The organism is Ligilactobacillus sp. UO.C109 (genome assembly GCF_026847815.1).
GTDB lineage: Bacteria > Bacillota > Bacilli > Lactobacillales > Lactobacillaceae > Ligilactobacillus > Ligilactobacillus salivarius.
The window spans coordinates 1-204 of sequence record NZ_JAPSFH010000020.1 but is presented as its reverse complement, the minus strand read 5'-3'; the positions used below and the strand labels follow the sequence as shown (position 1 = coordinate 204).

1 pseudogene is annotated in these 204 nt (G+C 37.3%); it reads right to left on the bottom strand.

Features of this window, described 5'->3' with window-relative positions:
- Positions 1-204 (bottom strand): annotated as a pseudogene (locus tag OZJ21_RS04005) (mucin-binding protein); the annotation flags it as partial.

Genomic DNA, 204 nt, shown 5'->3' with positions numbered 1-204 from the left:
TAATCCGTTGGATTTCCTGCTACTTCCTCATAATTCTCTGGTACTTCTGGGGTAACCTTTACAGTTTCTCCTGTCTTGCCAGATATGCTACCTTGCTTGACTTCTTGTCCACCGTTGTCATCATCCACATATACTACTTTGCCTTTTTGTTTATTTGCTTCATATATTACAGTTTCTGTGTAATCTTTAGTATCAAATGTTACT